We start from the raw sequence: 13,457 nt of genomic DNA on the forward strand, positions 1-13,457 counted from the left end.
ATACAGGTAGCCTTGCTGGATCGTACTCTTGCTCAGGATTGAGCTTCCGTCGGTGATGACATTAGAGAACGGATTGTTCACAACCGTGTTCAGGGCGCTTCCCAGAGCCAGGGTTGCAGCCGGGAGCTGGTTGAGCGCAACCGCACCGAATAGATGTACGCCGGCGCTGCCGGCATATGCTGTCGTGATGACAACATTTCCAGGCAGGGAGTGTTGAATGTCGAAAGACCAGTTTTCCTGGTAGGGGAATTGTTCGCTGCGTGGATTCCCCGAGACGCCTTGCCCCAGTTCGATGCTGAGAGGACCGCTTCCCGTGTTGTTCCCGGCTAAAGGCGCAGGGTTGTTCCCATAGACATTCGGCAGACCCGCCGGAAACGGGTTGGAAAGGTTATAGAGCGGCGTGACGCCGTCAGTCGCCGCATTGATTGAAGTGGATTTTCGCGTAAACCCAAACGATGAGGGGTTTGTCTGGTAAGTCGCCGCCGCATGCCAGAAGATCCCGAACCCGCCATGCATCACCGTATGGTTATCGAGGCTGTAGGCGAAACCGAAGCGCGGCTCCCAATGCAGCTTTTCTGGAATCTGCAAGCTTCTGCTCGTGCCATTGAGACCTACAACCCCGACACCGCCGACGAGATTCGGAATCGATGGAACCTGAGAGGCAATGGGAGAGGGACTGCTGGTGTCGAGATAGCTCAATTGGTTGCCTTGCGCGATGTCGCCCGTCTCATAGCTGTACCGCAGACCGTAGTTAAGCGTCAGCTTGCGCGTGACTTTTGCGTTATCCCCGACGAAAAACGCCGCGTAGCCGTGACCGAATTTCACCAATGGAGCGTAACCGCTGGTGATCGTGGCCTGGCCGAGCAGCAGTTCCGCGACTGCATTTCCTGTTGTTGACGTGGGCGAGTTCGCAATCGGTCCGCCGGTAAACGTCTTTGAGGTGTTAACGGTCAGCAGTTGCGGATCCCAGAGTTGGTCGCGATAAACTCTCAAGTCTGTACCGAATTTTACCGAGTGAATACCCTTGACCCACGAAAGAGTGGCGGCATATTGCCAGACCGAGTTGGGGTTGGCCTCTAAAGGCTCCGAATTACCGAGTTGCCCGATTTGACCGGAAACGGATTCTATCTGCGGGGTAAAAGTCGCCGTGTAGCCCGGCGCCGCCGACGCTGGAATGCCGAACTTGGCAGTCCCCTCGGGACTGACAGAGGCGCGAGCCGATTGCATGTGCGCCCAGGAGAAATGGTGATCGAAGACCACGGTCGGTGAGATGATCCACGTATGATCGACCATGATGTTGCGTCCAGGAATATGGTCGTTTGAATTATTCGGCGTATAGCTCGGCGGTCCGAAGACCTGCCCATAGATGATGTAATTGTCGAAGACGTCGAGATGGCCGTATATGCTGTGCTTATCGTTCACTTTGTGATCGATTCGGATGTCTTCGCTGTAGTTGTTGTCCGTGTTCGGAGCAGTCGAGAAAAAGTTGTTCTGATCGCTGCCCCCGACGCCACGTTGATTGGGGAGCGGATACATGGCGAGTAACTTCTGAGCCACGGGATTGAACCGCGCCGGTTCGATAACGTTCAGTTTGCCGTTGTACGACATCGGACAGCGATAACCACCTGCAGTGGTTGCAGTAAACGCACCGTTGGAACAAGTGTACTTCCCGCCGGCCGCGACCTGTTGGAGCGTGCTCGGATCATAGATAGTCAGCAGGGTGCCATTGGTGTTGAATGTCTGGGAGAAATCGCCGGTTCTTTCCAGTGCCGTTGGTACCGTGCTCGTGAAGCCGGCGCCGGGCGTGCTGTCGTTAAGCTGCTCGTAGGAGCCGAAGAAGAAAGTTCGGTTTTTCCCCCTGTAGAGCCCGGGGAAGACGACCGGGCCGCCCACCTGGAATCCATACTGATTTCTCTGGAAATCAGGCTTCGCCTGGCCCGCGGCGTTGGCATTGAAGCCATTGGCATCGAAGACCTGGTTGCGGAAATACTCCCAAGCCCCTCCGTGCAGGGCGTTGGTGCCGGACTTGATCGTAAAGCTCTCAACGCCGCCTGCGGTGTGGCCGAACTCCGGAGAGTAGGCGGAGGTGTAAATCCGGAACTCCCTCACGGCATCCAGGCCGGGAATATCGCCGGCCGCGTGGGTGTCATAGTTGATCGTATTGGCTGCCCCATCGACGATGATTTCCTCCTCGCCGCCCTTCGCTCCATTGATGTAGAAAGTGTTGGTGGTGCTTTGGGTGGTAAGGTTTGTTCCTGCAGTCAGAGAGTTGCTCTGCGTAACGCCGGGGGTAAAGTTGACCTCCTGGAAGGGATTCCGGACATCCAGAGGGATGTTCGCGACCAGAACGGATTCGGTCACCGTGCTCAGGTCGGAGTCCTCCGCTTTAAGTTCAGGCGCCGCGGCAGTCACCGATACGGTCTCCCCGACCACGGCGCCAACCTTCAGCACCGGATTCAGCTCCCCCTTCGAACCCACCTCCAGCGCAATGTCAGACGCGACAAAAGTCGCAAATCCAGCGGCGGTTATGGTCACTTGATAGGTGCCGGAGGTCAACGGCGCTAAAAGGAACACGCCGCTGCCGTCGGTGACAGTATTCAGCGTTACCCCAGTCGAGGTTCTCAACCCGGACACCGAGGCCCCCGGGATCGCGGCTCCGCTGGAATCGAGCACCCGGCCGCCGAGGGACGCGCTTTGCGCGAAAAGGTGCGTACAGAACCCACCGGCCAACAGAAAAACGCCGATCTGAAAACATATCAACATTCGACAGAATCGAGATCGCACTTGGTTACTCCTCTTAAGGTAATTAGTGGTGGATCGCACTGCCATTACGAAAGCGATGACTCCTCACCACGAATAGATTTGCCCCCATGACAAATCGGGTCGCAGGCTCCAATCGGTTGAGCGGAGTATCTCGGGCAAATATGAATGTTCGATTACGGTCTTGTGATTAGTACGTGAGCGACTCGACTATTGGGCAGTCGGATCCAGCGTGTAGTCGCGGGCTAAAGCCCGCGACTACATATTCGGGGAGGCGGATGAACGCGCGACAAAACTGGTTACTGTGCGGGTGTAAAGGCTACGTGGCTGAGCTTCGCATCAATAAATCCCTTCATCGAAGGGTTTATGGAAATGCTAGCGGGCAAAATCTTCATTGGCCTCGACCTTCAATCCCTGACGAAATCGAAGAAGGCCCCGGTTAACGAACGGGTCGGGATCGCGAGGATCAAGTTTGATCGCTTGTGCAAAGTCTGCAAAAGCACCCTCAAGGTCGCCGTTTGCCACTTTCGCAATCGCCCGATTGTTGTACGCCCGGGCATAGAGCGGATCGATTTCGACAGCTTTGTTCATATCGGACAATGCGCCTTGGTAGTCTCCACTGTTCATGCGCAGATTGCCGCGATTGTACCAGGCCAATGTCAGGCCCGGGCGAAGGCTGACCGCCTCGCCGTAATCCGCAATAGCGTTGGCCGTTTTACCCATCCCCTGAAAGGCTTGCCCGCGGCGAAAGAAAGCGGTGGCGGAATCGGGAGCGAATTGAAGGGCGATGGTGTACGCGCCGACGGCGCGAATCAGGTCTCCAGAACTCGCGAACTTTTCTCCCATCTGGACATAGGATTGCGCCGTCTCCTTGACTGATTCGGCCTGTGCGCTGAATGACATAACGAACACCAGCGGCAACGTAAACAGCCAGACAGCAGAACTCCCGGAGCGCCTCATAAAATGACCTGCTGCAATACTCTTACCCAACGGGCGCTCAAAATGGTAGCGATTTGTTACTGGTTTTTAATCATTTTGTAATATTTGTCGTGCGTGATGCGCATCGCTGCCCACTCCGCGCGGAGCGCGCTCCTTATCGCGCTACTCCGGCGCAGGCATCTCTCGTTCGTGGATGATCATCCAATTCATGCCGAATCGATCACGAAGTTGAGCGAATCGTGATGCAAAGAACGTCTCCGACAGCGCCATGAATACTTCGCCGCTGTCGGAGAGCGCCGAAAAGATGCGCTCCGCATCGGCGTCGCTCTCGACGGCGAGTGACAGGTATGCGCTCCGCATCGGCTGAGCATTGGGGATGTCCGCACCCATCAATGTCGTGCCGCCAATCGAGATGGTGGCGTGCAGCACCGCGGCCTTCCATTCCGGCCTGACGTGGCTCTGATCGGGCGACTCACCGTGTGTCATCATCATTCCAATCTTTCCGCCCAGGTGCTTCTCGTAAAAACGAAACGCTTCCGCACACTTGCCGGCAAAATTAACATACGTATTCAGCTTCATTGTTCGACCTCCTGCTTGCAGTCTACTAAACAGAAAATGCGATGGGCTGTCCTGTTTCAAGCAAGCTCTTGAGGCCGCTTAACACCGCCGGCCAGCCATTATTGACTCCCTGGAACGTGTTCGGGTTTTTCTCCAGATCATCCGGCAGCAGGTCCTCGTGAATTAACCGCAGCCGAACCATCGAACCCATTGGTGTCAATTCGTAGGTGACGCGCGACAGTTTCTTGCGCTTCACGGCCAGCTCCGGCCTGTCTTTCGGGTTCCAGGTATAGACCAACTTCTTCAGCAGCTCACACTCCAGGACCTCGCCTGCATGGTCACCGTATTGCTCCATGCTTTTGGGCGGCAGAATCCGAACGCTGCCTCCGACTTTCAATTCAACTTCGATGCGAAAACCGAACCAGTATTTCTCGGTGAAATCTCCACGGGTCAATGCCTGCCACAGCTTTTCGGGCGTGGTGCGAATATAAGTGGCATAGATAAAGGTCTCGTGTTCACCTGTATCTTGCATATCAGTCCTCCAATGATTCCTTTAATTCGGCCAGAGCCTCAAGGCGGCTGCGTTCAAACGGAGCAATCCAGCGTTTGGCGATCTCATGGATCGGCACCGGATTCAAGTAATGCAGCTTTTCACGCCCCTCCCAGACGGTGGCCACAAGGCCGGCTTCCTCGAGTTGAGCCAGATGCTTTGTCACCGCCTGACGCGTCATGAGCATTCCCTCGGAGAGCATGCTCAGGGTTTGCCCGCCTTGCACCCGCAGACGATCGAGCAGCCGTCTGCGGCCTGAATCGGCGAGCGCTTTGAAGACAAGGTTCATAGCCAGGACTGAAGGAGTTTCTTTATGCGCGAGCGCCTTCATGGAGAAACAATATGCAACTCCATGGTTGCATATGTCAAGGTTGCAATACCTTGATATGGACGATCGGGCATCTGATCGACGTGATCGCGATTACTTTGCCGCGCAGCCCGCTGTTTCGGCGGCCATCGGGGAAAACAAGGCTGACCTTCCGCCGTTGAGGCGGATGAAAACGCTCTCCGGGTCGAGGGGCAATGCCGCAACGTTGGCGCAAAATCTGGGCCACACGCCGTTACGCTGCAGATAGTCCTCGACGTTGGACACGTAGAACGCGGTAACCGTCGCGCCGTGATCTTTCAGGAAGGAACCCACCGCGCGCAGTGCCTTGGGCCCTGCGAAATCACCCACGACCGGCACGATCAAATTCCGGGTCTCCATGTTTTTGACGAACGTAAAGCTGTCCTCGGATGCGAGGTAGCTGCGCTCGGCTCCGGTCCCATCCGTCGTTGCCATCAGCGACGCGTAAGTCTCACCGCGGAATCCGCCGTTGATCGAGGACGTGTAGTTGATTGCGGGACCGAATCGGCGGAAGTTCTCGTAGACATACTTGATTCCTTCGAGGTCGCCGGGGCTCAAGCTGAAACGATGCGTTCGGGTGAGGTGATCCGTGATCGACTTCAGGTTGGTGTTGAAAGCCGCCTCGCCGGCGGGTTCGGCGCGCAGGTACGCGCTCATCAGTTCCCTGCCGGTCGATCGAGTGGTCAGGCCCGCGGGCCGTTTCCGATTGAAGAGGCGCGCCGCGAACTCGTCCCGGTTCGCCGATGTCTCGAACAGCGCCTTATACATTAGATGCAGAAGCATGTTGCCGCGGCGTATATCCGTAATGAAGGCGATGCGCGGGCGCATGGCGGCGATGTAAGTAAAATTCTGTTCGGGACCGACGCCAAGATAGACGCCTGAGCCTTTCGGACGCATCGAGAGAGCCGTTGCGGCTGTCGAGAGCCCGTTCTCGTTTGAAAGAAGATTGTCGGTCGAGCCGGAATTCGACTGGAAGTAGCCGTCAGGCTCGGAAATCCGTTCGATGAGCGACCAGAATTCGGTATCCGAAAGCGCGGTGGGCAGCGGGCCGGCCGCTGTGACGCACAGAGTCAGGATGAGAATTCCGGAAATCACCAGAAGACAAAAACGAGTGCCGGAAGGTTGTGAAAACATGCGAAGAGACTAACAGAGAGATTGACGAGTTTACGAAAACGAATTCAAGCATGTAGGCGCGGGCTATAATCACGGTCATGAAAACCAGATTTTGGTGGCTTATCGCTGCACTTGTCATGGTCGCGGCGTGGAATGCAACGGGGACTGACGGGAAGCTCCGCAACTGGCCCGCATACTCGGGTGACAAGGCGAGCACGAAGTATTCCCCGCTCGACCAGATCAACAGGAACAACGCCGGCAAGCTGTCGATCGCCTGGCGGCAATCCGCTGTGCCGGCCGAGCTCAAGGCGATCTGGCCCGACGCCGGCGCGCCCACCAACTGGCAGAACACGCCGATCATGGTCGACGGCCTGCTCTACATGAGTTCGGGCGTCGGCAGCGTTGTCGCGCTGGATGCGGCCACCGGAAAAGTCGTCTGGTTCGACGTTCCGCCGCATGACGCGGGTAAAGCGCCGCTGCGCGGTACATCCATACGAGGCGTTGCATACTGGGCCAACGGCAACGACTCCCGCATCTTCGCGATGAGCGGCGCGAACCTGATCGCGTTGAACGCGAAGACCGGCAAGCGCTATTCCGATTGGGGAACCGACGGTGCGATCGATCTCACGAAGGCCGGATACGACCGGGACGGCGTCACCGGTTATCGCAACAGCAGCGGCCCCATCGTCGTCCGCGACGTCGTGATCGTCGCCGGCGTGCCCTCGCCCGCGACGGATTATCTCAACGAACGGGTGAAGGCGACTAAAGAAGCACCGCCCGACGACGTCCGCGCTTTCGACGCGCGCACCGGCAAACACCTGTGGACCTTCCATGTCGTCCCGCGGTCCGGTGAGTACGGCCAAGACAGCTGGCTCAACGGATCGAATGTCTACTCGGGCAACAGCGGCGCGTGGTCGCTGCTGAGCGCCGACGAAGAGCTCGGCTACGTCTATCTCCCGTTCGAAGAAGCGACCGGCGACTACTTCGGCGGCATGCGTCCCGGCAACAACCTGTTTGCCGAAACCATCGTCTGTCTTGACGCGAAGACGGGCAAGCGGGTGTGGCATTTCCAGACCCTGCATCACGGTCTCTGGGACTACGACCTCCCTGCCGCGCCGATCCTTACCGACATCCGCGTCGGAGGCCGCACGGTCAAGGCGCTCGCGCAAGTCACCAAACAGGCCTACACGTTCGTCCTCGATCGCACCAACGGCAAACCGATCTTCCCGATCGAAGAGCGGCCGGCGCCGCAGGGTGAAGTTCCCGGCGAATGGTATTCGCCGACGCAGCCGGTTCCCAGCAAACCGCCGGCATTCGATCAGCAGGGTGTTTCCGATAAGGATCTCCTCGACTACACCCCGGAGCTGAAAGCGGCGGCGAAAAAGATTGTCGACGAGTACAACTATGGCCCGCTCTACACACCGCCCGAAGTCGCCGGCACGCCGAAAGGCAAGAACGGCACGATCTATGTGCCGGGCACCAACGGCGGCGCGGATTGGGGCGGCGCAGCGTTCGATCCCGAAACGGGCATCCTTTATGTACCGTCGACGCACATGCCGGACGTCGTCGGGCTGGTGCATTCCCAGAATCCCGAGTCGAACCTGCCGTGGGTGAAGCGCACTTGGCCGAAGATGCTCGGGCCGCAAGGGCTGCCGGATCCGTTCAAGCCGCCGTACTCAAAGCTGACGGCCATCGATCTGAACAAAGGTGAAATCCTCTGGTCGGTCGCCAACGGCGCCGGCATCCGGAATCATCCGGCATTCCAGGGCCTGAATCTGCCGGACATCGGCACTCCCGGACGCAACGCCGCCATCGTGACGAAAACCCTCGTGTTCATGGGCCAGGGCAGCGACACCGGCGTCGGCGTGCCTGCCGGATTCGGCGGCAAACTGTTCCACGCGTTCGACAAGAAGACCGGAAAGATCGTCTGGGAAATGGAGCTGCCGGCCGGCATCAGCAACTCTCCGATGACCTACATGGTCAACGGAAAACAGTACATCGTGGTTGCCGTGTCCGGACGCCAATATCCGGGGGAACTCATCGCGCTGGCAATCCCATAAATAAGGAGCGTGGAAGATGTCGGACCAGCTGAGCCGAAAAGCATCGCGAGCAAGGAGCGGCTGAGAGCGAGCGTGGCAAGCATACCCACAACTATTCCGATGGAGAGCAAAAACGCGGCTTCAGAGACGACCTGTAACATGATCTGATTAGCGAGTTCGGAACTCTTCCTTAAAGGAGCGCCCAGTGAGCAAAGCGATCGAAAATCTGCAGGCCGCCCAGCGGCGGGCAATGAATGGCCGCCCGAAAATAGGGGGCTTTCCGTACCTCGCTGAAACCTTGCGCCAGGCTGGGGTAACCCGTAATGTCTGGTTCCTTCCGTCATGCCAGAGTCTTTATTTGACGGAGGATGGGCCGGTCGTGATCCAAGGCGTGCCGCTGGTATCGGGAGCGGTTGAGGTGCCGGAGTTCGATCGGGAGGGGCTGATCACGGCGTTGCGGACCGATCAGGCCGGTAAGAGCACGTTCCCCGAGTTTCTCGAAGCCTCCTGGCGCTCGGGCGTCGTCCGTTATGATGTCGATTTTCAGGCGCGCACCGTCAGTTACTTCGGCTGCAACGGCGAGCAATACGTTGAACGGTATCCCGCAGCTTCTCTCACTTAATCTGCATTTCCGCAATACATCACCGCGTATTTACGCCACCATGTCAAACGGTCTATGCTCGGATGAGGGGTTCGTGAGGTTGACGCATTTCGTATTCGCGGGTTCGAGGCCTGATTGGCAGCGAAGAGTTAGCATCTGCCTGATAGTGATGTGCCTGCTTTTGTCAGGCTGTGTTTTGCGCCGGACGGTTATTCCGCCAAGTCAGCGATTATTGCCGGCCCAAACCCGCAGCTTCAAGGATTTGCTGCAGGATCTCCAGGCTCGAAGTCAGGCCGTAAAAACCTTAAAGGCTGCGAAGGTCTTGTTCCAGCCCTCGAGTGGAGCGCGGAAAAAGGGTGAGCTGACCGAGACTCGCGTGCCGGTCGCCGGATTCATTCTGGTGGACCGGCCGAACGACATTCGGATCCGGCTCAATCTGCCGCTTCTGGGTACCACCGGAGCGGATTTGATTTCGGACGGCCATTTCTTCAAGGTCTGGGTTCCGTTTACCAACAAGCTTTACGAGGGGAACGCGGATGAAGCGATCCAGATCGGCAGTGCCGACCTTCAGCTGCCGCCGCCCAAAGAGATCTCCAATGCGTTGTTTGTCGACATCCGGCCATACCTCGATAACCCAAAATACGTCCTGTTCCCGAAGGAAACCACGAAGGGGACACGCAGCTATTATGTGGTCAGCATCGTCAGTGTCGGCAGCACTGACGAAAGCGTCGAGATTGTCCAGGAAATCTGGATCGATCGAACCGACATGGAGATCGCCCAACAATCGATCTACGGGAAAGGCGGTCAACTATTGACGGAGGCCGAGTTTGCAGGATATTCGATGAGGGGAGACAGCCCCTTTCCGAAAGCCGTCACGATTCACCGCCCCATCGAAGACGTGAACCTGAAAATCACGTTCCAGACACCACCCGAGCTGAACACTCCCCTCGCGGATAATGCTTTTCAGTTAGCTTCAACCGGAGCCGAAGTCGTCCATATGTCCGGCCAGAAGCCGGGACAGTAGACGCGCGAAGTCAGTTTGCGCCCGGCTTTTCCACCTGGGCGATGACCAATCCCTGAAGCGGGGCTTTCACGGATTGCAACTTCAGACCGACGGACTGGAGAGCCGAAGACAACGCCGAGGGCGTCAGCCCGGTGAAGGGGTTTAAAGGGTTTCGGATGGTTGGATCATCCTCAAAAAGGATAGTAGTCCACTTTACTCATGAGTAAAGTGGACTAAGCTCGTCGCCCAGGGGCAATGTCAGAATGGTCAGTCCGCTGATCCGGCTTGCAGCCGGGTACGGGCGTAGTAAATGGCAAATAACAGCAGGAGCGCGCCGACGATGCCATTGGCGAGCGAATCCACTGTCATCAGGCCTCGTGCTCCGAAATGTTTGTATCCGACGCCGTCGAGCCAGGTCATGTAGGCGATCGGCAGGTTCCCGCTCGCGCCAAGCAGCGAGTATGCCGTGCCCGCGGCATGCGTACGCGGCCCGAGAACATCCAACTCCAGAGCTGTGAATGCGGCATACGCGATTCCAGCGGACAACGAATAGCCGATATATCCGCCCGCGTAGGTGAACGGAGTTGCCGGGCCAAAGGCCAGCCAGGCGGAGAATGGCACCGACAGGAGGCCGGCAAGCGCGTATGCGGCGGTCCGGCTGATCCGGTCGCAAATCCAGCCCCCCATCAGGCAACCCAACGCCGAAAGCAGACCGCCCGCGACGCCGGACACAAAAGCGACCTGGGCGTCGGACGCATGGTAGTCCGGCCCGACACTGGAGATGAGATTCGCGACCGCGGCGCTTCCAACAGGAGACAAAAAGAACACCAGACCGATCAGCGTGGCTCGCGAACGCAGCAAGCCCCAGACATCGCGGCTGATGGCTTTAAATAAAGGAATGACGGGCATTCGCTGAGGCCGCGTTTCGACGATGGCCATCGCAGCCAGCGACGGAAGAAATACCATCAGAGCGCCCGCCGCGGCCAGAGCGGGGAGCGGCAGCTTGTCCGCCGCCCAAACCAGCGCGCCCGCGCCGAGCGCCCCGCCCCCCAGATTACCAGCCTGATACCAGCCGCTCGCCCGCCCACGATGCGTGGCATCCAACGCGGTCAGCAACGCGCCGCACGAGGCGGACAACAGCATGGAGACGACATTGCCGCAGAGCAGGAGAATCGTCAGCGCCGTCAAAGACATCGACGGCGCCGCAATGGCGGCAAAAGCGCAAATTCCGGAACCCGCCCCGGCGATCATAATCCAGGTGCGGCGGAGCCATCCCGTATCGACGACCGGCGAATAGAGGAAGTACCAGAAATTCGGGATCGACGAAATCGCGATGACATCCGCGATGCGATCCGGCGTCACGCCGTGCTTGCGCAGAAGAAAAGGGATGAGCACGACAATGACGCCGTTGAATGCGCCGTACGGAATAAAAAGGATTCCGAAAAGCCACGGCGGATTATCCTGCGGGTGCTCGGCTGCTTTCGTCAGGGATGCACTCCCGGCGAGTGAATGTCCACATAGTCCGGCCCGAGACACTTGTGGTGCCCATAATCCGACCACACCTGCTTTTGTCCGTCCGGCATCACCAGTACTTCACCATCCATGATCTGTCCGGAGATGCTCACTTGAGCGGGGCTCTTAAGATGCAGGTCGGGCGGCTCCATGAAGATCGTTCGTTGCGACTCGGTGCCGGACCTCGGCACGTAACCGCACACCTCAACGGTGTCGCCGGCTTTAAGCGCGTCCTTGGCGAAATTCCTTCTGGTGAGCTGCAATGCATTCGGACCGTCCACCACCCAGCGGTGAATCTTTCCATCCTTCGCTTTCTCGTCCACCACAAGATGGCTGTGAGGATTGACACGCTGGAATACGACAACCGTACCCCGCACCCGGACCGCCGTTGTCGTATCGTAACCTCCAAGCGCGTGATGCGCCAGCAGCGAACCCGCCGCCACAAGCATCACCAATGTTCCTGTCGCTGTCATCATCATTCTCTTCATTTCGCACCTCCGAAGGTTATCCTAGTGACCGTTGGAAGCGCTTCCAATGACCGGTAGTGACTCATTTTGAAGTTTGCCCACCCCGTTGAATTCGCCTCGATCCGTGCCATACTGGATTCATGCAAAAGCGGATTAGCAAAAAGAGAGCCATTAAGAAAAGGGCGATCCGTAAGGATTCTAACCAAATCGCCTTTGCCGCAGTACAAAGAACAGCAGAACTCAGTGAAGCCGAACCGCCGGTCAAATTTGATAAGGCGACGATATCTGAGGTCATGAAGCAGTTAGGAGCAAAGGGCGGCAGAATTGGCGGCAAGCGCAGGATGGAAACGATGTCAGATTCTGAGCGTAGAGAACGGGCCACACAGGCGGCCAGGGCAAGATGGGACAAATCTAGGCATTAAGTAAGTGGGTCGACCGAATATAATCCATCGGCACGCTTATCTATCTTCCCCTCCTTGACCAGTTTTGAGAGCGTGTTTTTGATATGGGCTATACTGCGTGATCCAACGGCGGTCATTATTGCTTCTGGAGCGTGTGAGTTAACGGATGCCGCCAGGAACTCCATTATTTCTTCGCTAATTGATTTGTCCCGCGCTGGCGTCTTTGGATTCGATGGATTAGCGGCCTTATTTTTCGTGCCATTCGTTTGTTTCTTTTTACCTTTCTTTTTTGGAGTTTCCGCAACGGCTGGACGAAATCCAGCCGGAGCCCATTCCTTTAGTCCCCAGCCTTCTTTGAATCGTAGTATTTCACCCGAAGATTTCATGCGAAAGATTGCACTGTTAACTAATGCGTCCAGCTTGGAATTGGCTTCTAATCCGCCAGCCTCTAAGGCTTGGGTTATCTCTCGATTAGTTTTCTTTGCGCGAGCCGAAGAGAGATATAGTTTGATTGCTGCCGGAATATTCATTCCTAAGAAAGCACCTACTGGCAGATCTACCGGAAAGCCGCTAACGGGGCCACCACTATCTACTACCTGAGCGGCATTCGAAGATATCTCTCCGGCCGCACCCAGAACTCCAAGCTTCAAGCCTGCTCGAATGCCAATAATGGACTGCTCTAAAGCGACCTTCTTGGCCTCTAGATCGGCGAGAATGGCAGCATAATCAATGCTTGGTTTCTCGGTACTCATATATAGGTTTTCCCCTTTCTCTCGACGGTGCGAATATGGTATGGTTCAAAACGAAATGGGCTGGTTTGGGACGGGGTTTCCCCCGTCCTCGAATCGCCCTTTTTAGGGGCCGAGTCATCTCACTTTGCCCTCTTTCTAGTCAGAACAGATGGGCTCGAATTTTGGTTACGAGCCTAGACTTCGAGCCCATCTTGACTTCCTGGACTTTACCAAACATTAAATCCTCACCGCAATCTTAAAATTGCATCCATTTTCATTAAAAGCGATGTGGACATCGCAGGTCCCTCCGTATTGTCAGCCCAGATTCATTATCTGCTTGCCAATGCTAAAGCGCTTTGGCATGATGTATACATCATGAACAAGCTTGATATTAAATTACGCACTCAAATAATCGGCTGCCTTGTTGAAGGAAACTC

Annotated in this window: 13 protein-coding genes; 4 read left to right on the plus strand and 9 right to left on the minus strand. The window is 56.9% G+C overall.

The window, feature by feature from the left end:
* The 6 genes from VGK48_11470 to VGK48_11495 form a co-directional block, all read right to left on the minus strand.
* Positions 1 to 2,784: carboxypeptidase-like regulatory domain-containing protein (locus tag VGK48_11470; protein ID HEY2381787.1), on the minus strand; the 2,784-nt coding region annotated here is incomplete at its 3' end.
* A 351-nt stretch (positions 2,785 to 3,135) separates the two neighbouring features.
* On the minus strand, positions 3,136 to 3,720 hold the full coding sequence (locus tag VGK48_11475) for a tetratricopeptide repeat protein (protein ID HEY2381788.1): 585 nt from the start codon (positions 3,718 to 3,720) through the stop codon (positions 3,136 to 3,138).
* Positions 3,721 to 3,861: 141 nt separating this feature from the next.
* Positions 3,862 to 4,278, minus strand: coding sequence for a VOC family protein (locus VGK48_11480; protein ID HEY2381789.1), 417 nt, complete (start codon positions 4,276 to 4,278; stop codon positions 3,862 to 3,864).
* Between the two features lie 25 nt (positions 4,279 to 4,303).
* Complete coding sequence (locus VGK48_11485) at positions 4,304 to 4,789, minus strand: SRPBCC family protein (protein HEY2381790.1); 486 nt, start codon at positions 4,787 to 4,789, stop codon at positions 4,304 to 4,306.
* Position 4,790: 1 nt separating this feature from the next.
* Positions 4,791 to 5,096: a helix-turn-helix transcriptional regulator gene (locus VGK48_11490; GenBank protein ID HEY2381791.1), complete on the minus strand. Its 306-nt coding sequence runs from the start codon at positions 5,094 to 5,096 to the stop codon at positions 4,791 to 4,793.
* A gap of 132 nt (positions 5,097 to 5,228) precedes the next feature.
* Positions 5,229 to 6,287, minus strand: coding sequence for a hypothetical protein (locus tag VGK48_11495; GenBank protein ID HEY2381792.1), 1,059 nt, complete (start codon positions 6,285 to 6,287; stop codon positions 5,229 to 5,231).
* A gap of 77 nt (positions 6,288 to 6,364) precedes the next feature.
* Here VGK48_11495 and VGK48_11500 point away from each other — a divergent pair, with 77 nt between their 5' ends.
* The 3 genes from VGK48_11500 (at position 6,365) to VGK48_11510 (ending at position 9,930) form a co-directional block, all read left to right on the plus strand.
* Positions 6,365 to 8,326 carry a PQQ-binding-like beta-propeller repeat protein gene (locus VGK48_11500; protein ID HEY2381793.1) on the plus strand — a complete coding sequence of 654 codons (1,962 nt, stop codon included), beginning with the start codon at positions 6,365 to 6,367 and terminating at the stop codon, positions 8,324 to 8,326.
* A 184-nt stretch (positions 8,327 to 8,510) separates the two neighbouring features.
* The gene (locus tag VGK48_11505) at positions 8,511 to 8,927 is read left to right on the plus strand and encodes a DUF1398 family protein (protein HEY2381794.1); all 417 of its coding nucleotides are present in this window, start codon (positions 8,511 to 8,513) and stop codon (positions 8,925 to 8,927) included.
* Between the two features lie 211 nt (positions 8,928 to 9,138).
* Positions 9,139 to 9,930 (plus strand): hypothetical protein, encoded by a 792-nt coding sequence (locus VGK48_11510; protein HEY2381795.1) that lies wholly within the window; start codon positions 9,139 to 9,141, stop codon positions 9,928 to 9,930.
* Between the two features lie 246 nt (positions 9,931 to 10,176).
* Here the strand turns inward: VGK48_11510 and VGK48_11515 are convergent, their stop codons facing one another.
* Together VGK48_11515 and VGK48_11520 are read right to left on the minus strand one after the other, a co-directional pair.
* Positions 10,177 to 11,445, minus strand: coding sequence for an MFS transporter (locus VGK48_11515; protein HEY2381796.1), 1,269 nt, complete (start codon positions 11,443 to 11,445; stop codon positions 10,177 to 10,179).
* Positions 11,394 to 11,909: a DUF6152 family protein gene (locus VGK48_11520; protein HEY2381797.1), complete on the minus strand. Its 516-nt coding sequence runs from the start codon at positions 11,907 to 11,909 to the stop codon at positions 11,394 to 11,396. The genes VGK48_11515 and VGK48_11520 overlap by 52 nt, the downstream gene beginning before the upstream one ends.
* Before the next feature lie 119 nt (positions 11,910 to 12,028).
* Here VGK48_11520 and VGK48_11525 point away from each other — a divergent pair, with 119 nt between their 5' ends.
* A complete protein-coding gene (locus VGK48_11525; GenBank protein ID HEY2381798.1) occupies positions 12,029 to 12,310 on the plus strand; it encodes a hypothetical protein in 282 nt (93 codons plus the stop codon).
* On the opposite strand, the gene VGK48_11530 is transcribed toward VGK48_11525, so the two are convergent.
* Complete coding sequence (locus VGK48_11530) at positions 12,307 to 13,041, minus strand: hypothetical protein (GenBank protein ID HEY2381799.1); 735 nt, start codon at positions 13,039 to 13,041, stop codon at positions 12,307 to 12,309. The genes VGK48_11525 and VGK48_11530 overlap by 4 nt on opposite strands.
* Positions 13,042 to 13,457: the final 416 nt, after the last annotated feature.

The organism is Terriglobia bacterium (assembly GCA_036496425.1).
Taxonomy (GTDB): domain Bacteria; phylum Acidobacteriota; class Terriglobia; order 20CM-2-55-15; family 20CM-2-55-15; genus 20CM-2-55-15.